A 17,036-nucleotide genomic window follows, 5' to 3' on the forward strand; every position below is an offset into this window, starting at 1 on the left:
AACTATACCTCCCCTTCTTCCGCATACACGTGCTTCAGCGTATCTTCAGGCAGCGGGTATGGCGCTTGCTCGGCATATTGTGTCGCTTCGTTGATTTCCTTCTTTAGCTCCGCAAGCAGCTCTTCTTCCTGCTCATCACTCCACAAGCCGCAATCCGTTAAATATTGTCTATATTTAGGGATGCCGTCTTTGGCGCGGTTTTCCTCTACCTCTTCTTTTGTCCGATACAGCATGTCATCGTCCGAAGTGGAATGAGGCGACAATCGGTACATGACCGATTCGATTAACGTTGGACCTTCTCCGCGAAGTCCGCGCTCGCGTGCTTCTTTCACGACCCGGTATACCTCAAGAGCATCGTTGCCATCCACCTTGATTCCCGGAAATCCGTATCCGATAGCCCGCTCGGCGATACTGCCCGAAACCTGTTTATGTAAAGGAACGGAAATAGCGTACTGGTTGTTTTGACACAGGAAAATGACCGGCAGCTTGTGAACTCCAGCAAAGTTGCAGCCCTCATGGAAATCCCCCTGGTTGCTGGAGCCTTCCCCGAAGGTAACATAAGTGACGAAATCCTGCTTTTTCATTTTGCCTGCAAGGGCAATCCCTACCGCATGAGGAACCTGGGTTGTCACCGGGCTGGAGCCCGTAACAATATTCAGCTTTTTATGGCCAAAATGTCCCGGCATCTGGCGGCCGCCGCTGTTCGGATCTTCCGCCTTGGCAAACACAGACAGCATCAATTCCGTCATCGACATTCCAACGGACAGTACAAATGCATAATCACGGTAATAAGGTAAAAAGTAGTCCTTTCCTTTCTCTAAGGCAAACGCAGTCGCCACCTGCGTCACCTCTTGCCCGATACCGGATACATGAAAGCTGATTTTTCCGGCTCTTTGCAAAAGATAGGCTCGCTCGTCAAACTTTCGGGCCCTCTGCATATATTTATACATTTCAACTGCCTGCTCGTCAGACAATCCAAGCTTACGGTGTCTCATAAGTTGGCCGATGGACATGGGTGGTACCCCCTTCATTCAACTTTTATTACTAGGTACTAATACTAACCCCTATAAGTATATTATAATCGGTTTCCCTTATGAATACAATTTCTGTTTCATCAGATCCCGAATGCCCCTCCGTCCACCGCAAGCATGGCTTCTCCCAAAGCTTCCGATAGAGTCGGATGCGGATGAATCGTCTGCCCGACCTCCCATGGAGTCGCATCGAGCAGCTGAGCCAAAGCCGCCTCCGAAATATAATCGGTAACATGAGCCCCGATCATATGAACGCCCAAGATATCATTCGTCTTTTGATCCGCAATGACCTTTACAAATCCGTCGGATTCCCCATACAGCACTGCCTTGCCGACGGCGGAGAACGGGAAGCGGCCGATCTTCACTTCATGCCCGCGTTCAACCGCTTGCTGTTCTGTCCACCCGATCGATGCGACTTCCGGTCTTGTATATACGCAGCGGGGGACTTGATGCACTCCGAACGTGTGAGTAGGTTGTCCGAGACTATGCTCTACCGCAATAATCCCCTCGTGACCCGCTACGTGGGCGAGCTGAAGACCGCCGATCACATCACCGATCGCATAAATATGTGATTCTCCTGTTTGCATATGCTCATTGACCTCTATGAAGCCGTTCGTAATCTTCACATCGGTATTGTGCAGCCCAATATCTTCGACATTGGCCTGGCGCCCGACACACACCATTACCTTTTCCGCTTGAAGCTGCTCTGTCTGTCCTTTGCGTTCGATCTGAAGCTGTACGGACCCGGACTGCTTCTCGACGGTTTCGGCCAGCACTTTGGCCCCCGTCACAACTTGAACTCCTCTTTTCTTAAGCAGACGCTCAAGCTCGCGGGAGATATCGCTATCTTCGGTTGGCAGCAAACGCTCCGCATATTCTACGACAGTCACCTGCACGCCGAAATCAATCAGCATGGAAGCCCATTCCACACCGATGACGCCTCCTCCTACGATAACAATCGATTGAGGAAGCTCTTCCAATTGAAGCGCCTGATCGCTGTTCAGAATGAATTGTCCGTCAATGTCCAGACCCGGCAGGCTACGAGGTCTCGAGCCGGTCGCAATAATCAGCTTCTCGGGAACCAGCGTCAGAATATCGCCGTCAGCCTGTTCTACCGAAACGGAACCGGAGCGGGGTGAAAAAATGGTCGGAGACAACAGTCTCCCGTTGCCATAGAAAACTTGTATGTTATGCTTCTTCATCAGAAATTGAATGCCTTTATGCATCTGCTCGACGACGCTTTGCTTACGGGCTTGTACCCTTGCGAAATTCAGCCGGACAGAATCCGCCTCTATGCCAAAACGCTCGCTCTCCCGCATCGTTGCATATACCTCGGCGCTGCGCAACAGCGCTTTACTAGGAATACAGCCGCGATGAAGACATGTGCCTCCCAGCTTATCGCGTTCTACGATTGCTACCGTTTTTCCCAACTGGGCGGCACGAATGGCGGCAATATACCCTCCCGTACCTCCTCCAAGAACAACGATGTCAAAAGCTTGCGTCATATGTAGTACCTCCTGAAATCTATGATTCTTTTATTGTAACCCTAATCCGAGTGAGAAATATAGTACAATTTAAGAAAGATGCATGAAAAGTTAACGATTCTATGGTACTTTAATAGTTGGGATTTTCTTAGCGATGTTGGTTGGACTATACATAAAAGGAGCACATCATGAAAGCGACGTTCTATCGGTTTATTGCCGTTCTGCTGCTGGTCATTCCGGGTATTATGGCAACCTACGGATTTTTGGCAATGAAGGATGCTTTCTTCAACCAGTTTGGAGCGGCCGAGCTGAACCCCCACTTTCAATGGGGTAAATTTATATTAGGTTTCATCTTATTTCTCGCAGGAGTGGCCTATATCGGCGGCTGGATTTTTTTCAGAGACCGCAAGCGCAATTATGTCGCCCCGCGGTTTAAGAAGAAGCGGAAAAAACAATAGGAGCCATCCCTTGGAGACGGGAGAGGCTCCTCAGTTTTGTTTGGGGCCAGACTCTCGCCCAAGCGAGTCCAGCCAGGACAGCCAACGATGGTTATCGATCAACCTCGATAAGGAATGCCGCCATGTGATAGCATGCAGCAGGATAAACCCCACCAGCAGCAGAAGCTGGAGCTTCCAGCCGGTTGCTTGCACGATCCAGCAGCCAAGCACAAAGCCAAGCAGATTAGCGCCCGTATCGCCCAGCATGATCTGCCCCTTGAGGTCAGCGCCGAGAAGAAGCGCCATAGACACAAGCACAGGCAGAGACATGACCAGAAAGTCCTGCCGATGCCCCTGATCATTGAGCATCATAACCGCTATCGCGAGAAGGTATAAAGCCCCGAAGCCTTTGAAGGCTCTACCTGGCCTCGTATCCAACAGATTGATGCCGTTCGCGGCGAGCACTATGCATAACCATTGCAAGGCGACCCACCCCCATGGCGCGCTTAAATCAGTGTCTCCCCGCAGCACAAAGAGCATCGCGGCGATCGCTACCCCTCCGGCCTTCACTGTACCTGTACTGACCACCCTATGTTCCTTCCAGAGCCTCCAATGCCCTGTAAACCCTTTGGGCGTCTTATTCCCGACGGTATCATCAAGGAAACCGAGAAAAGCGACTGTCACCGCGCCTAAGGTATAGACGTTAGACAAGGCTAAGTTCATACCCTGGCTTCCGGCCGCTGGCTTGCCATACGCAATCCCTTGAACGACCAGGGAATGAATGAGAAACATCATAACGATAAATAGGCCCCCGGCCGTAGGGATCCGTTCTCCGTTATAGTTAGAATCCGTTAGCCGATGGTTTTCCATAAACGTTATCCAGCCCGGCATAAGGGCTCGTCCTAAAAAGTAGAGCAGCAGCGAATAGAGGACCCACGCCATTAGCATATAGGCTGTCTCCAACGATGCCACAGTGTACCGCTGACGGCATACAACTGCTTGCCCCGATGCAGCCACCCTCCGAGATTTCTCCCGGACACCCGATGAGCAAAAGGAACAGCCATCTCTTCCACCCTATATCCCAGCTTGACGGCGTCAATCGTTAGGCCTACCTCAACGCCAAAGCCTCCTGACAGCCTGCCGATTCGCTCCAAAACTTGACGATGGATGGCTCGTTGGCCGGACAAAGGCGCGGAAGGCTGAAACCCCGATAACCGGTATACCCCTTGTTTTGCGAGCCTCTTCACAATCCCAAAGCCGCTTTTTTGAGTAACGGCAGGCAGGCGGGCGATGACCATATCCGATTGGCCTGAGGTCAAGGGCTCGATCAATAGCGGAAACCATTCTGCCGATGATCCCAAATCCGCGTCCAGAAAAACCAGCACCTCTCCCTTGGACATCTTGCAGCCGGTTTGAAGGGCCGTCCCTTTCCCATAGGGCCGCGGATGCTGTACAATCAAATCCGCCCAAGGCGCCGCGAGCTCAAATGTACTGTCGCGGCTTCCATCATCGATTACTATAAGCTCTACGCGATGTCCCTGATGCATGACTTGCTTGCATGCTTTTCGGATCGAGCTTAATGTTTCCTGAATGTACTGTTCCTCGTTAAGCGCAGGAACGACAACCGATATGGCAGGCTTCATAAGGGCAACCCCTTTCATTTAACCCATGATAATAGTCGGCTTATTGCGCGATAAGCGGCATGCTTCCAGAGCTTTATAAGGGATATTGCACTCCGCTTATGACCGTACAGCAGCGCGATGCCTTTGGCGTCGGTCAGCTTGCTCCCTATTTTCATCCGGACAAGCACCGTGCTGCCCATCCCTTTTCTGCCTTTTTCCAAAAAGTCAAACATATGGCTGTGAGCGCCAACGGTCACAATCCGCTCGCACTGGTGATCGTAGGCAAGCAGCAATGCAATATCTTCACTAGTCCCGCCGGCAGGCAGCCGGATCGCGTTCAGTCCCAGCTTCTCCAGCCTGGCAAGACCCGGTGCGAAGCCGTTGGAATACGCATGAACCAGCAGCTCTGCTCCACATTGTAACGCTTTGTCCGTCGCGCTATCCATATCGCCAATAATGAGATCCGGCTTATAGCCCTGCTCCAGCAAAGCGTCCGCCCCTCCGTCCACCCCTATTAACACCGGTCTGTAGCTCCGGATATATTCCTTTAGAGCAGCCAGGTCCTGTCTGAACCCGTGACCGCGCACGACGACAAGAGCATGACGTCCTTCCATCTTGACCTGCAGCTCCGGACAATATACAGGCTTCAGTACAAGCTCTTTTTCTTTGGTCGCATACTCCAATGTATTATTAATAAAATCCGCCAGACGCTCATGATAGCTTTCCTGCGCATGACGATAACATTCCAGCCAATTGTCTTTTGTGAACGAGCGGCACGGTACCCTTTGCCCGCCAAACATTGCGCTATCCCCCGATATAGCGATCTGCTCATGATCCTTGATCACCGAAAACCACACCGGCTCCATCTCAAAAATCGGAATCCCGTGCTCCAGCAGCATCAGCGGACCCGTGACAGGAATAGTGCCTGTCATCGTCTGCCCGGTATTAATGACCGCCCGAGCTCCTGCCTCAATCAAGCCTTCCGCTGACAAGTCATCCAGATCATCGTGGCAAATAACAGCGATACGATCGGGCTCTAGGGTGGAAATCAGCTGTTTGGTGCTTCGATGCACCCGGACTATCCCTGTCATTATGGGATTATCGAAGATACGTTCTGCTTTGCTTAGTACCATTGCTTCGCACATCGCTTTCCTGATGCTCGGGCCATTGCGCCTGTTACGCCTTAATTTTCTACTCTCGTTTATTTTTCGTTGGCAAAGCCATTCTCATACATTGATTTCGGATAAAACCTAAATAACCCCACCAGGTGGGGGCTAACTCCTTTTAGGTCAAAAAAAAGCCCGGGGACGAAAAGTCCCGGACTTCACACTCGTCTCCATTTCCTTGGATCTATGTAAAATGATGGTATGCAGTGTGCGGTAACGGCATATGCTTTTTCATGTGTGGAAAAACAACGGCAGATATCACCTTTTATCCGTAATAGGGCAGCGCTTCAAACCATTCTGCGTATTCCGAGGAGCTCAGCTGTTCTCGCACATACTCCAGCAGCGACGCTAGCTCGTCCTCCTTAAAGCTGTATCTGCAATCCATCGTATTAAACAGAAGCCTCACTTCCTTCAAGGCTCCGCTAGGTTCGCCGGTCATTTGAATTACGTAGAGCTCCTCCGGCTCATCCTGAAATTTGCATCCAATTTCCATAAACAGCCGTTCCTTTATCTCATCCAGTTCCACATTACAGTAATCAAATTCCATCTTATCCCTCCAAAAAAAGTGCCCTTTCTCCATTTTAGCAACAGTATTCTACATTTTGTGCAAAATTTCAATGATATAATGAACTTTATCTTAGCGCAAGGAGTAGGATCCATGCAAAGAATATGTCAAAAAATTGTTCGTGTTCAGAATGGTCTGATTACGGAAATTTATGATGGCTTGCGATATCGCAGCTTTCAAGACAATGACCTTGCAATGAAGGAATTGCTGATGGATGATGTAGGCCTGGATTTTGAATCCGTTATCAACACCTACGAACAAGTCATTCATGATTTGGCCCAAGCTTTCCCCCATCTTCGCGAGTTTATCAGCGATAAGCTGCCGGAGGGATGGTTCCAATGGTACCAGCAAAGCTATGAGGAAGAATCGTCCTTAACGCCTGCAGAAGCTCCTGCCGCCGCTGTGCGCGTCGGCGATCCCAATTCCACTTGCATCCCCTAGGCGCTCAAAGCATAATCCTGCGCGGATAATCCATACTAAGTAGGACTAATCCGCTAGGAGGCATCCATCATGATTGATAATCTCGAAAGTAATTACGATTGCGCTAAGGCAGGATCCGATCTTCAAGAGCTTCAACAGCAATTAAGCTCCTTGCAAAGCAGCGCTGACGGAAGCAAGGAACAGCAAGAGCAAATTCATCGTTTGGAGAACCAAATTCATTTCATCAAGAACAAATGCGATATACGCCCCTGATTTATAGCGGCACGTCGGCACAGCGCTCAGCGTTGTGCTTTTTTAGCGTGCTTACGGTTGACTATAATTATAATTTCCCAAGACGATTTCGTCTAATAATGCTATAATGGGCTTCATTCTTTTAAGGAGGCGTTATTATGAAGTGCACGAATAGAGCCAGGGTACAATACGAAGGGGGTTCGCATCACTGACCCTATAAACTGCGTCCCTCTCTAAGTTAGGGGAATATTTCAGGTGGACCAAAATAAGCAAGCTCATCGTATTGAAAATTCGGAATCTTTTCAACCATTGCTGCCTAATGCCAAGCTGGCTATTGGTTGGTTAAGCTTTCTCGCTTTTTTCAGCGTATTGAACGAATCGGTATTTAATATTGCCTTGCCGGATATTGCATCGTATTTTGGTATTCAGGCGGCATCCGCCAATTGGGTTAATACGGCCTTCATGCTTTCCTTTAGTATCGGCACGGCTGTATATGGAAAAATATCAGACTCCTTCGGGAGCAAAAAGCTTCTGGCGATTGGACTTTTGATCTATTGTGGAGGATCGTTGTTCGGATTTCTCGCTTATCGGTATTTTCCGGCTATGATAGCGGCGCGGTTTATCCAAGGTATTGGAGCTTCCGCCGTCCCCGCTCTCATTATGGTCATAATTACACGTTATATCCACTCCGATCATCGCGGCAAAGCATTCGGAATGATCGGTTCCCTGGTCGCTTTGGGCGAGAGCATCGGACCGGTTTTGGGCGGTCTGGTTACAGAATACGTTCACTGGTCATTTCTGTACACCATCCCGATGATGACCATTCTTGTACTGCCTTTCCTTTATAAAAAGATGCCTTCTGATGCGCCCGTAACCAAAAATAAAATCGATAGGCTCGGAATAGCCCTGCTAGCCATGGGAACAGCAGGCTTCTCCCTCTGGATGACTCATTTTCACTGGAGCTTTCTTGTTCTCGGCATTCTGATCCTTGTTGGGTTCGTCTCTCATATCAACCGGACCAAACAACCATTTATCGAGCCTGCTTTGCTGCGAAAACGCACCTTTATGGCCAGTATGCTGTCGGGAGGCATTTTGCTTGGATCAGCGGCCGGTTTTCTTGCTATGGTACCTTATATGATGAAGGACGTTCATCAGTTAGCGGCGGGAGCGATTGGCAGTGGAATTATATTTCCGGGCACCGTAGGGGTCATTTTGTTCGGTATGATGGGAGGCGTGCTGGTCGATCGTCGGGGAAATCGTTTTACTCTATCCGCCGGTCTGTGCATGATGGTGCTTAGCTTTCTTATTCTGTCCATTTGGCTAGATCAGTCTCCTTGGTTAACGACTGCGATGCTGATTACAACGCTAGGCGGACTCTCCTTTATCAAGACCGTCGTTTCCAATACGGCTGCCGCTTCACTTGAGCCTGAACAAGCAGGAGCCGGGATGGGGATTTTGAATTTCGTTTGCTTCCTGTTTGAAGGCTTCGGTATGGCGCTGGTCGGGGGGATGCTGAGCCAACCATGGCTTGCCTCTCCGCTATGGAATAAGCTTCAGGAATCAAGCGCTTATTTATACAGTCATATATTAGGTATTCTCATCCTCTTCATTCTGATTGGCGGAACGATTTATCTGATAAATTATCGCAGAAGCCGATAGAATGCTCAAGACCCCGAGACATGTTCTCGCGGGTCTGTTTTTATCCCCCCTGCCAATTGTAAAATCAAAAATAAAAACGCCGAATCCCGAAAGATTCGACGTTTGTTATTACGCGTAATAGATCCCTCCGTTTCCCTTTACTCGCGTTAATATAACCGATAACTTACGCATGAGACGGAGGTGACTTTTCCAATTTTTATCGCAAAATGATGCTGTGAACACGAGGCTTCTTAACTTTATCCGATAAATTAACAGAACCAGACTCACTCATCGTCCTCAAACGAAGAACCGGCATCCTTTCACGAAACTTTATGCTCAATTCTCAGCTTATCCGCCACCATTGCTATAAACTCACTGTTCGTAGGCTTTGCTTTCGAAATATTGATCGTATATCCGAACAAGTGGCTGATACTGTCGATGTTGCCGCGAGTCCATGCGACTTCGATTGCATGACGGATCGCCCGTTCGACGCGGCTAGGCGTCGTTTTGTATTTTTCGGCAATGGCCGGGTACAGCGTCTTGGTGATGGCTCCAAGAATTTCAATATTATTGTAGACCATGGTAATAGCCTCACGAAGATATTGATAACCCTTGATATGAGCAGGCACCCCAATTTCATGGATGATGGTGGTGATGTTAGCGTCAAGATTTTTGGTTTTTGGCAGCTGCACGACATTTGCCTTAACGGGCGTTGGATTGGTTACCGAGCTGGATTGATTATTGGAGACCAGCTGGCGGATCCGATTCGTAAGGATTTCCATGTCAAAAGGCTTCAATATGTAATAGGAAGCTCCGAGCTGCACCGCTTTTTGCGTAATATTTTCTTGTCCGAAAGCTGTCAGCATAATGATTTTGGGTTGAGGATGCAGATCCATTTCCCGCAGCTTTTCCAATACGCCAAGTCCGTCCAAATGCGGCATAATGATATCCAATATCAATACGTCCGGCAAACGATTACTTTGCTCAATTAAACGAAGAACATCGTTACCATTGTACGCAACTCCGGTTACTTGCATATCGTCTTGTTCATCGATAAATTCGGAAAGTAAATTTGTGAATTCGCGATTATCATCAGCTAACAATACTTCAATCATTTGCAACGTAACATCCTCCTTCAAATGGCAACAAATAAGATTAGCAATATTTACCTAAGTATACTTTCGACAAGAGCAATAAAATTCCTTCTGTCGAAAATTATTTTTCTAGATTTTTTTTAAGTTTTCATTTATAATAAAAAATTTACACCAAATAAGTACATTATTCGACAAAACTGTAAAGAAGTCAACAAAAAAGAAAAACTAAAGGCTTTTATCCTGCCTTTAGCTCTTCTTTGGTATTTCTAAGCATGATCCCGGCGTCCTGGAGCATCCATTCGATGTAGCAGCCATAGCCGCTTGTAGGATCATTGACGAATACATGGGTTACCGCTCCGATGACTTTGCCGTTTTGTATGATGGGACTTCCGCTCATCCCTTGAACAATGCCTCCTGTTTTTTCCAACAGGCGCGGATCGGTAATTTTGATGACCATCCCTTTGGTAGCCGGGTAATCCTGCTTGGCGACATGAACAACCTCGATATCGAACTTCTCCACCTTTTGACCGTTAACGACCGTATAGATCTGGGCGGAGCCTTCCTTAACCTCTTCAGCGAAAGCTACAGGCAGTGCTTCCTTGGTGAGCCCATGATCAGGCAGCTCCCCCATTTTGCCGAATATGCCGAAAGGGGTATTCTTCTCAATGTTGCCCAAGACCTTGCTCTCTTTGGAAAATTGAGCCCGCTTCTCTCCCGGTTCGCCGTTCTGGCTTTTGGAGATGGAGGTAACATTGGAGTGCACAATTTCCCCGGAGCCTACAGCAATAGGGGTCTGGGTATCCATATCGGTAATGACATGCCCCAGAGCTCCATATACCCCTTGATCCGGTGCATAGAAGGTCAACGTCCCTACGCCTGCCGCTGAGTCCCTAATGTACAGCCCCAATCGATAAGCCTTATCTACAATATCATAGGAAGGATAAATTTGAATATCAATCAGTTCATTGTTACGTTTGACAGTTAAAGTTAAAGGCTTCTTACTGCTGCCTGCTTCGGCTGTCAATTCGGCAACCCTGGATATTTCCTTCAGAGGCTTTCCGTTAATTTTGACGATAAGATCCCCAAGCTGTATCTTGGCATCCTCACCCGGTGAAATCTTTTTGTCCTCGGCAACAGCCACGAGATGATGACCAACGACAAGGACGCCTGCTGATTTTAGCTTCACTCCGATGGTTTGGCCGCCGGGTATCACTTTTAAATCAGGTACTACACTAACCTTGACGGTTTTTAAAGGAATTTTACCGAAGAGCTTCAGCTTCATTTCCGCTTGACCCGCCTTGTAAGATTCCAAAGAAATAGGGTGATGAAGATCCACTTGGAATGAGTGCTTGGCCGAACCGTTAACCTTCAAAATTTCCGGATCGTTCACTGTCACTTGCGCACTGACCGGCATAGCTAACTGAAGATGAGCCTGCTGGCCTGTGAAGAGCCTTAGCTCCTCGGGGAATGAGGCAAAGCTTTGGAAAGGCGTGGATAAACTCCCTAGACAAACGAAGAAGACGAGCATTAATCCAATCATTCTTTTTCGGTGTTTGGAACTCACGGTGTCACGCTCCCTTGCTTCCTTCGCTGCGGCCCTGTATATTGCCGCTTGTGTACAATTAAGTTAACCTCACGCCCAACCTTTTATAAGTGAAAATGATGCCACGCTTGATCCTTTACATCCTTGATTTCTTTTCGTTAGCCAAATCCAACATTTCTTGAGCATGCTCCAGCGTCTTGCCCGTTACTTCGACACCGCCCAGCATACGGGCCAATTCATGAATACGGCCGTCTTGCTTCAGGTCATCTACATGAGTAAACGTGCGTTCGTTATCCGAGTTTTTATGAATCCGGTAATGGGCATCCGCCATACAAGCCACTTGAGGCAGATGGGTGATGGAGAATACTTGGCAGCCGCGCGACAGCTTGGACATTTTCTCGGCAATTGCTTGTGCGGCACGCCCGCTGACCCCGGTATCGACTTCGTCAAACACCAACACAGGAATACGGTCCATTCGAGCGAAAATCGATTTTAAGGCAAGCATAACCCGGGATATTTCCCCGCCGGATGCAATCTTGCTCAAGCTTCGCAGCGGCTCTCCCGGGTTCGCTGAGATCAGAAACTCAACCTCATCGGCACCATCGATGGTCAATGCCTCATCCCGGTAAAGAATTTGAACTTTAAATTGGGTTCTTTCCATATGTAAATCCCGCAGTTCAGCTACAATTTCTTGCGCCAGCCGCTCAGCGATGAGCTGCCTTTTCTCGGACAGCTGTCTTGCCAGCTCCTGAGCCTTGGATAAGGCCGCAATTTCTTCTTTTTGCAGCTCCTGCAGTTTTTCGTCCTTATTCTCGATCAAATCCAGCTCCGCGGTGACCTTCTCCAAGTACTTCAATATTTCGTCTACATTTTCTCCGTACTTTCTTCTTAAGGTCGCAATCGTATCGAGTCTTTGTTCAATGTATTCCAGGCGGGCCGGATTGAACTCGATATCATCCCTGTAATCACGGATTTGGTATGCCGCATCCTCCAGCTGGTAATAGGCGCTTTGAGCCTGCTCGACCAGCGGCTTCAGCTTATCCGGATCCAGTCCGGCTATATCCTCCAGCTTTTGAATGGCCTTATTAATGGCATCCAGGCCTTTATTCCCTGAATATAAAAGATCATAGGCATCAGCGGCGTGCTGGTATAATTTTTCCGCATTTGCTAGTTTGCGTTTTTCTTCGAATAATAATTCATCTTCGCCGCGTTTTAATTGAGCCGATGTGATTTCTTCAACCTGAAAGCGATATAAATCAAGCATTTGCAGCGATTGCTTGCTGGTTTCCTCTAACTCCTTAAGGCTTTTTCGTATATGAGAATACTTCTCAAAGGCTTGCTGGTACTGCTGCTTAATCGGCCCAATTTCGTTGTCACCGAACATATCGAGCCAGCGGATATGCTCTTCCACATGAAACAAGGATTGATGCTCGTGCTGACCATGAATGTTAACAAGCCATTCTCCTACTTCCTTCAAACCGGATAAATTGACAAGCTGACCGTTAATCCGGCTTGTGCTTTTTCCCTGGGAAGTAATTTCCCGCCGTATGATCAAATGATTCTCCGAATCCGCTTCGATTCCAAGCTCAGACAAGGTGCCCCACACCGGATGCCCGCTTTCTATCTGAAACAATGCCTCGATAGTAGCCTTGTCGCTGCCATAGCGAACCAGATCAGCAGAGCTTCTTCCTCCGGCGATTAAGGTTAAAGCATCGATAATGATCGATTTTCCGGCGCCAGTCTCCCCTGTAAGCACGTGAAACCCTTTTCGAAAATGCAAATGGACGGCTTCAATAACCGCTAAATTCCGTATCGACATCTCAAGAAGCATCGTTCTCTCTCTCCCGTTAACTCAGCATGGATAAAATCTGATTGACAACCATTCCGCTCTGCTCTTTGGTTCGGCATATAATTAGAATGGTGTCGTCCCCGCAAATCGTTCCCATGATTTCGTTCCATTCCAGACTGTCTATTAGGGCACCAATGGCATTGGCTGTTCCAGGCAAGCTTTTCATTACGACCAAATTTTCTGTGTAATCGATATGCACGAAATGATCGTTGAGCGCTCTCTTGAGTCTGTGCATGGGATTGTAGCGTTGATCGGCAGGAACCGAATATTTATAACGGCCGTCATCGAGCGGCACTTTGATGAGATGCAGCTCCTTGATATCTCGCGATATCGTAGCTTGAGTCACGGGGAAACCTGCTGTCTTAAGCTGTTCCACCAGCTCGTCCTGCGTCTCGATTTCATTGTTCGTGATGATTTCCCGAATTTTGATATGCCTTTGGCCTTTCATTATTTACCTCCCAAGAGTTTTACGAAGTAAAACTCACTTCGTAAGCGTTGCTTAGTTTTTACGAAGTAAAAACTCACTCCGTAAGCATTGCTTAGTTTTTACGAAGTAAAAACTCACTTCGTAAGCATTGCGATTTCCTGCAGGACATTATTCCATTATACAGTTATCCCGTCTCTTCTTCATCCGAATCCATATTCATGTGAAAAACAATCCGTTTTACTCTATTCTGTTGCAGCTCGAGGTAAAGAACTCCTGATGTTTGCGGATACAGAAGCTGATAGACAAGCAAGTGATCCCGAACCGAGCTCCCCGTCATTTCGATCGGCTTACGATCCTTAGCTACTTTAACCGCGTAATAAAGACCGTCTTGCTCGGCAAAATAATCAATAAACAATCGGCTCTGCAGCTGTTCATCGTCGTTGACCGTGATCTGCATGGGAATACGCTGTTTACCGCTAACCACCGTGTAGCCTGCGCTTTCAAGCAGCCGCGTTGCTTCGTCCTCAGGCGCTTCCTGAGCCTCCGGAACAGGATACAGCCCTTGCTCCACTGTTTCCTTCATGCGCCCCCGAACATACATAAAAAGCCAGGTTCCCAATACCACTACAATGAGAAAGATGACTAAACCGTCCCCGTTCTGCATGGCATCCCTTCACCTCAAGCCTTAGTATTCGAGAAAACAGGAGCAATATCCTCCAAAAACGGAAAAAAACTCATCAGTTTGATGAGTTTTGAAGCTTTTGCGCATCGCTGACCACTTGCTGAATTTGTTCCTCAATAGCTTCGGGATAAACCACAGCTTCATCGGTGTTACAGCGGAAATAGGCCAAAAATTCAACATTGCCTTCCCCGCCCTTAATCGGCGAAAACGTCAATCCTTTCAGCACAAAACCTGTATCCGCCGCGAAGCTTAATACGGTCTGCAGAACTTCCGTATGAACCGCAGGCTCACGAACAACCCCGGTCTTAGGAACCTTCTCCCGACCTGCTTCAAATTGCGGTTTAATCAAAGCAACCACTTCACCATTCTCCAGAAGCAGTGTTTTGAGTGTGGGCAAAATCAGCTTCAAGGATATAAACGATACATCGATGGAAGCAAACGAAGGGCTCGGACCCTGTAAATCCGCAGGCTGCATAAACCGGAAATTGGTTCGCTCCATGACGTTTACACGGGAATCGCTGCGTAAAGACCAATCCAGCTGATTGTACCCTACATCAATAGCATATACGTAGGATGCGCCGTTTTGCAGTGCACAGTCGGTAAACCCGCCTGTAGAAGCCCCGATATCCAGCATCGTTACTCCGTTCAGGTCGATCTGGAATTGCTTTAACGCTTTTTCCAGCTTCAACCCGCCGCGGCTTACGTAGGGGTGGATGGCGCCTTTCACAACAATTTTGGAGGAGCGGGCAATTTTCGTACCCGCTTTATCCAACGGCTCATCATCGACCAATACAAGGCCGGCCATGATTGACGCCTTAGCTTTTTCCCTCGATTCAAAAAAACCCTGCTCAACGAGCAATACATCCAAACGTTCTTTATCTGCTGCCATCTATTGCTGCTCCTACTTTCTCGTGCATGCCTTATGCACGCTGGCGTTTGCGAGGCATCAGCGCTTGCACATCGGATACGAGACGCTCAACGGTAAGACCGACCTCTCTGCGCTGCTCCCCAACAGAGCCGTGCTCTACAAAATAATCCGGTACTCCGATAATTTTAATCTGCAATCCATAAATGCTTTGGCTGGAATAAAACTCAAGCACGCCACTGCCGAAGCCACCCATCTGAGCGCCTTCCTCCAATGTGATGATCGGAAGATGCTCTTTGGCAAGCTGGAGCAGCATCGCCTCATCCATTGGCTTAATGAACCTTGCGTTCACTACGCGGAGCTGGATTCCTTCTTTGTTCAGCTGTTCTGCCGCTTCCATGGCGATAGGAATCATCGGACCGACAGCCAGCACCACGGCGCTGTCCCCTGGTCTCAAGACTTCCCAGCTGCCGATTGGAATCGTATGAAGCGGTTCATCCATAGGCACGCCAAGTCCGGCAATACGCGGATAGCGGACTGCGATAGGACCGTCATTATATTCGACTGAAGTTTTGAGCATATGCCGCAGCTCATTCTCGTCCTTAGGCATCATCAAAACCATATTAGGAATGCTGCGTAAATAAGCGATATCGTACACGCCCTGGTGCGTCTCTCCGTCAGGTCCGACGAAGCCGGCGCGGTCAATAGCGAAAATAACATTCAGGTCGGCACGGCAAATATCATGCACTACCTGATCGTATGCACGTTGCAGGAAGGTAGAGTACACCGCAAATACAGGCTTGATTCCTTCGCTAGCGAGGCCCGCGCATAAAGTGGCGGCATGCTGTTCCGCAATACCCACATCGATCATACGACCGGGAAACTGCTTCGCAAAGCCGTTCAAACCGGAACCGCCCGGCATGGCTGGAGTCACGGCAACGATTCGATCGTCCTGCTTGGCAAGCTCAATCAAAGTATTGCCGAAAACCTCCGTATACATCGGCGGTCCGACGACTTTCAGCATTTGGCCGGATTCGATCTTGTACGGACTGGCTCCATGCCATGCATAGGAGTCCTTTTCCGCAGGCGTGTAGCCCTTGCCTTTAAGAGTCAGGACATGAACCATAACCGGCCCTTCCACCTTTTCAGCCTGCTTCAAGGTTTCCAGTAATACCGGAAGGTTGTTCCCGTCAACAGGTCCGAAATAAGTAAAGCCCAGCTCTTCAAACAATACGCCGCTAACAACCATATATTTCAGCGAATCCTTAAGCTTCTCCAGCGTTTTGGCCAGAGTTCCTCCGATTGCCGGTATTTTTTTGATCAAATACTCGACTTCTTCCTTCACCTTCACATAGTTGCGGTCCGACCGGATTTTACCCAAATAGTTATGAAGAGCCCCTACGTTAGGAGCGATGGACATTTCATTATCATTCAAAATGACCATCAAATTCTTTTTCTCATGACCGATATGGTTCATGGCTTCAAAGGCCATTCCGCCTGTCAGCGCACCGTCGCCGATAATGGCGATAACCTTATTCCTCTCGCCTTTAAAATCCCGCGCCATGGCCATCCCCATAGCTGCCGATAAGGAAGTACTGCTGTGTCCGGCTTCCCAGACATCGTGTTCGCTCTCGGAGCGTTTTACAAATCCGCACATTCCTTTGTATTTACGCAAAGTATCAAACTTGTCCATACGTCCGGTAAACATTTTATGAACATAGGATTGATGTCCCACATCAAAAATAAATTTGTCATAGGGACTATTAAACAAGTAATGCAGCGCAATTGTAAGCTCAACGACTCCAAGGTTAGACGAGAGGTGTCCACCAGTGACTGAAAGCTTTTCAACAAGAAACTGTCTGGTTTCTGCAGCCAGTTGCTCCAGTTGCTCCATAGACAGCTTCTTCAAGTCTTCAGGCTGATTGATTTGTTCGAGCAGCACGCTTGTTCCCTCGCTTCCT

17 protein-coding genes are annotated in these 17,036 nt (G+C 48.4%); 4 read left to right on the forward strand and 13 right to left on the reverse strand.

Annotated features, from left to right (window positions below; translation table 11 throughout):
* Nucleotides 1-2: 2 nt before the first annotated feature.
* Both B1728_RS13625 and lpdA read right to left on the reverse strand, forming a co-directional pair.
* Nucleotides 3-1,013, reverse strand: coding sequence for a thiamine pyrophosphate-dependent dehydrogenase E1 component subunit alpha (locus B1728_RS13625; RefSeq protein WP_079910773.1), 1,011 nt, complete (start codon nucleotides 1,011-1,013; stop codon nucleotides 3-5).
* Nucleotides 1,014-1,114: 101 nt separating this feature from the next.
* Nucleotides 1,115-2,536 carry a dihydrolipoyl dehydrogenase gene (gene lpdA / locus B1728_RS13630; protein ID WP_079910774.1) on the reverse strand — a complete coding sequence of 474 codons (1,422 nt, stop codon included), beginning with the start codon at nucleotides 2,534-2,536 and terminating at the stop codon, nucleotides 1,115-1,117.
* A gap of 167 nt (nucleotides 2,537-2,703) precedes the next feature.
* Here lpdA and B1728_RS13635 point away from each other — a divergent pair, with 167 nt between their 5' ends.
* Nucleotides 2,704-2,973 (forward strand): DUF2627 domain-containing protein, encoded by a 270-nt coding sequence (locus B1728_RS13635; protein ID WP_079910775.1) that lies wholly within the window; start codon nucleotides 2,704-2,706, stop codon nucleotides 2,971-2,973.
* A 30-nt stretch (nucleotides 2,974-3,003) separates the two neighbouring features.
* On the opposite strand, the gene B1728_RS13640 is transcribed toward B1728_RS13635, so the two are convergent.
* From B1728_RS13640 to B1728_RS13655, 4 genes are all read right to left on the reverse strand, one after another.
* Nucleotides 3,004-3,900, reverse strand: a complete 897-nt coding sequence (locus B1728_RS13640; protein WP_079910776.1) for a hypothetical protein — start codon at nucleotides 3,898-3,900, stop codon at nucleotides 3,004-3,006.
* Nucleotides 3,894-4,595, reverse strand: coding sequence for a glycosyltransferase family 2 protein (locus B1728_RS13645; protein ID WP_079910777.1), 702 nt, complete (start codon nucleotides 4,593-4,595; stop codon nucleotides 3,894-3,896). Before B1728_RS13645 ends, B1728_RS13640 begins: the two co-directional genes overlap by 7 nt.
* 14 nt (nucleotides 4,596-4,609) lie before the next feature.
* Nucleotides 4,610-5,707, reverse strand: a complete 1,098-nt coding sequence (gene steA, locus B1728_RS13650) for a putative cytokinetic ring protein SteA (protein ID WP_179136009.1) — start codon at nucleotides 5,705-5,707, stop codon at nucleotides 4,610-4,612.
* A gap of 298 nt (nucleotides 5,708-6,005) precedes the next feature.
* Nucleotides 6,006-6,287 (reverse strand): hypothetical protein, encoded by a 282-nt coding sequence (locus tag B1728_RS13655; RefSeq protein ID WP_079910778.1) that lies wholly within the window; start codon nucleotides 6,285-6,287, stop codon nucleotides 6,006-6,008.
* A gap of 111 nt (nucleotides 6,288-6,398) precedes the next feature.
* On the opposite strand from B1728_RS13655, the gene B1728_RS36280 reads away from it, so the two are divergent.
* From B1728_RS36280 to B1728_RS13670, 3 genes are all read left to right on the forward strand, one after another.
* Nucleotides 6,399-6,746, forward strand: a complete 348-nt coding sequence (locus B1728_RS36280; RefSeq protein ID WP_079910779.1) for a hypothetical protein — start codon at nucleotides 6,399-6,401, stop codon at nucleotides 6,744-6,746.
* A 69-nt stretch (nucleotides 6,747-6,815) separates the two neighbouring features.
* On the forward strand, nucleotides 6,816-6,998 hold the full coding sequence (locus B1728_RS13665; RefSeq protein ID WP_079910780.1) for a DUF2524 family protein: 183 nt from the start codon (nucleotides 6,816-6,818) through the stop codon (nucleotides 6,996-6,998).
* 288 nt (nucleotides 6,999-7,286) lie between these two features.
* Entirely contained in the window at nucleotides 7,287-8,636 is a 1,350-nt protein-coding gene (locus B1728_RS13670; RefSeq protein WP_483310980.1) for an MFS transporter, read from the forward strand.
* A 299-nt stretch (nucleotides 8,637-8,935) separates the two neighbouring features.
* Here B1728_RS13670 and spo0A read toward each other — a convergent pair whose 3' ends face one another.
* The 7 genes from spo0A to dxs all read right to left on the reverse strand — a co-directional run bounded on the left by spo0A (nucleotide 8,936) and on the right by dxs (nucleotide 17,017).
* Nucleotides 8,936-9,736, reverse strand: coding sequence for a sporulation transcription factor Spo0A (gene spo0A, locus B1728_RS13675; RefSeq protein ID WP_079910782.1), 801 nt, complete (start codon nucleotides 9,734-9,736; stop codon nucleotides 8,936-8,938).
* A 208-nt stretch (nucleotides 9,737-9,944) separates the two neighbouring features.
* Nucleotides 9,945-11,273, reverse strand: coding sequence for a SpoIVB peptidase (gene spoIVB / locus B1728_RS13680; RefSeq protein ID WP_256865345.1), 1,329 nt, complete (start codon nucleotides 11,271-11,273; stop codon nucleotides 9,945-9,947).
* Between the two features lie 115 nt (nucleotides 11,274-11,388).
* Nucleotides 11,389-13,083, reverse strand: a complete 1,695-nt coding sequence (gene recN / locus B1728_RS13685) for a DNA repair protein RecN (RefSeq protein WP_079910784.1) — start codon at nucleotides 13,081-13,083, stop codon at nucleotides 11,389-11,391.
* Between the two features lie 16 nt (nucleotides 13,084-13,099).
* On the reverse strand, nucleotides 13,100-13,549 hold the full coding sequence (gene ahrC, locus B1728_RS13690) for a transcriptional regulator AhrC/ArgR (protein ID WP_079910785.1): 450 nt from the start codon (nucleotides 13,547-13,549) through the stop codon (nucleotides 13,100-13,102).
* 163 nt (nucleotides 13,550-13,712) lie between these two features.
* Complete coding sequence (locus tag B1728_RS13695) at nucleotides 13,713-14,192, reverse strand: hypothetical protein (protein ID WP_079910786.1); 480 nt, start codon at nucleotides 14,190-14,192, stop codon at nucleotides 13,713-13,715.
* Nucleotides 14,193-14,265: 73 nt separating this feature from the next.
* Nucleotides 14,266-15,099, reverse strand: a complete 834-nt coding sequence (locus tag B1728_RS13700; protein ID WP_079910787.1) for a TlyA family RNA methyltransferase — start codon at nucleotides 15,097-15,099, stop codon at nucleotides 14,266-14,268.
* A 31-nt stretch (nucleotides 15,100-15,130) separates the two neighbouring features.
* A complete protein-coding gene (gene dxs / locus B1728_RS13705; protein ID WP_079910788.1) occupies nucleotides 15,131-17,017 on the reverse strand; it encodes a 1-deoxy-D-xylulose-5-phosphate synthase in 1,887 nt (628 codons plus the stop codon).
* Nucleotides 17,018-17,036: the final 19 nt, after the last annotated feature.

The sequence above is a fragment of the Paenibacillus sp. 32352 genome (assembly GCF_002042965.1).
In the GTDB taxonomy this organism is placed as follows: domain Bacteria; phylum Bacillota; class Bacilli; order Paenibacillales; family NBRC-103111; genus Paenibacillus_S; species Paenibacillus_S vulneris.

What these genes read in the sequence shown, in the direction of transcription:
- lpdA (WP_079910774.1), bottom strand. Translation starts at nt 2,536, where the DNA reads ATGACGCAAGCTTTTGACATCGTTGTTCTTGGAGGAGGTACGGGAGGG.
- B1728_RS13700 (WP_079910787.1), bottom strand. Translation starts at nt 15,099, where the DNA reads ATGGCAGCAGATAAAGAACGTTTGGATGTATTGCTCGTTGAGCAGGGT.
- B1728_RS13655 (WP_079910778.1), bottom strand. Translation starts at nt 6,287, where the DNA reads ATGGAATTTGATTACTGTAATGTGGAACTGGATGAGATAAAGGAACGG.
- B1728_RS13665 (WP_079910780.1), top strand. Translation starts at nt 6,816, where the DNA reads ATGATTGATAATCTCGAAAGTAATTACGATTGCGCTAAGGCAGGATCC.
- B1728_RS13645 (WP_079910777.1), bottom strand. Translation starts at nt 4,595, where the DNA reads ATGAAGCCTGCCATATCGGTTGTCGTTCCTGCGCTTAACGAGGAACAG.
- B1728_RS13695 (WP_079910786.1), bottom strand. Translation starts at nt 14,192, where the DNA reads ATGCAGAACGGGGACGGTTTAGTCATCTTTCTCATTGTAGTGGTATTG.
- B1728_RS36280 (WP_079910779.1), top strand. Translation starts at nt 6,399, where the DNA reads ATGCAAAGAATATGTCAAAAAATTGTTCGTGTTCAGAATGGTCTGATT.
- recN (WP_079910784.1), bottom strand. Translation starts at nt 13,083, where the DNA reads ATGCTTCTTGAGATGTCGATACGGAATTTAGCGGTTATTGAAGCCGTC.
- B1728_RS13635 (WP_079910775.1), top strand. Translation starts at nt 2,704, where the DNA reads ATGAAAGCGACGTTCTATCGGTTTATTGCCGTTCTGCTGCTGGTCATT.
- ahrC (WP_079910785.1), bottom strand. Translation starts at nt 13,549, where the DNA reads ATGAAAGGCCAAAGGCATATCAAAATTCGGGAAATCATCACGAACAAT.
- B1728_RS13625 (WP_079910773.1), bottom strand. Translation starts at nt 1,013, where the DNA reads ATGTCCATCGGCCAACTTATGAGACACCGTAAGCTTGGATTGTCTGAC.
- B1728_RS13640 (WP_079910776.1), bottom strand. Translation starts at nt 3,900, where the DNA reads ATGCTAATGGCGTGGGTCCTCTATTCGCTGCTGCTCTACTTTTTAGGA.
- steA (WP_179136009.1), bottom strand. Translation starts at nt 5,707, where the DNA reads ATGGTACTAAGCAAAGCAGAACGTATCTTCGATAATCCCATAATGACA.